Origin of the sequence: Streptomyces sp. SID1328, assembly GCF_009865595.1 — a bacterium.
GTDB lineage: Bacteria > Actinomycetota > Actinomycetes > Streptomycetales > Streptomycetaceae > Streptomyces > Streptomyces griseoluteus.
In genome coordinates, this window is record NZ_WWKH01000847.1 from 1 (window position 1) to 1080 (window position 1080).

Annotated in this window: 2 protein-coding genes and 1 pseudogene; 1 reads left to right on the plus strand and 2 read right to left on the minus strand. The window is 72.1% G+C overall.

Annotated elements, in window-relative coordinates; translation table 11 throughout:
- Positions 1-162 (minus strand): annotated as a pseudogene (locus GT030_RS26795) (MarR family transcriptional regulator); the annotation flags it as partial.
- A gap of 129 nt (positions 163-291) precedes the next feature.
- Here GT030_RS26795 and GT030_RS26800 point away from each other — a divergent pair.
- Positions 292-705: an organic hydroperoxide resistance protein gene (locus tag GT030_RS26800; RefSeq protein WP_135793587.1), complete on the plus strand. Its 414-nt coding sequence runs from the start codon at positions 292-294 to the stop codon at positions 703-705.
- A gap of 9 nt (positions 706-714) precedes the next feature.
- Here the strand turns inward: GT030_RS26800 and GT030_RS26805 are convergent.
- Positions 715-1080, minus strand: a 366-nt coding sequence (locus tag GT030_RS26805; protein WP_202460602.1) for a CDP-glycerol glycerophosphotransferase family protein, incomplete at its 5' end; no start/stop codon positions are given.

The following is a 1080-nucleotide window of genomic DNA, read 5'->3' on the forward strand; positions in this document are numbered from 1 at the left end:
CGGGTAGGTGAGCCCGAGGTCCTTGAGCAGCACCCGGTAGACGCCGTTGAAGGCGCGGGAGGCGGCGTTCAGGGAGAAGCAGATCTGCCGGTCCAGGCGGAGCCAGTCCGGGTCGGCGGCGTCGGTGGCGGGGCCGGCCGACGGGGTGGGCGAGACGCTCATGGCACCCAGGATAGCGGGACGGCGACAGTTTGGTTGTGCGCAATTTAATTGTGTGCTCTACTCAATGCCGAGGGCGGCGGCCCATCCCGGCCCGCCGCCACCGACTTCACCGAGAGGACCGGTCTCCCCATGGACGCGCTCTACACCGCCGTCGCCACCGCCACCCACGGCCGCGAGGGCCGCGCCGTCTCCTCCGACGGCCGCATCGACCTGCCGCTCGCCATGCCGGTCGAGCTGGGCGGCGACGGCCAGGGCAGCAACCCCGAGCAGCTCTTCGCCGCCGGCTACGCCGCCTGCTTCGGCAGCGCCCTCGGCCTGGTCGGCCGCCAGGCCAAGGTGGACGTCTCCGACGCCGCCGTCACCGCCGAGGTCGGCATCGGCAAGGAGGGCGAGGGCTTCGGCCTCAAGGTGACGCTCCGCGTCGAGCTGCCCGACACCGTGGACGAGGAGACCGGCCGCAAGCTGGTCGAGACCGCCCACCAGGTCTGCCCCTACTCCAACGCCACCCGCGGCAACGTCGAGGTCACCCTCGTCGTCGAGTGACCTCGCGTTTCACGAGGACCGGGTGAGCTGATCGGCTCCCACGGCCGGGCCGGGGATGCGCGCCGCACCGGTGGCGGGCATCGCCTCGCCGAGCAGCAGGGTGCGCACCACCCGCTCGGCGGCCCGGCCGTCCTCGAACTCGCAGAACCGCGCCCGGAAGTCGGCCCGCAACGCGGCCGACTCCCCGTCCCGCCATCCCCCGGACTCGAACAGCCGGACCAACTCCCCCTGGGAGTAAGTGACATGGCCCGGCGGGCGGGCGGTGATGTCCAGATAGGCGCCCCGGCTCGCCCGGAACGTGTCCCAGTCGTCGGCGTGGACCACGATCGGGCGGTCCAGCACGGCGTAGTCGAACATGATCGACGAGTAGTCCGT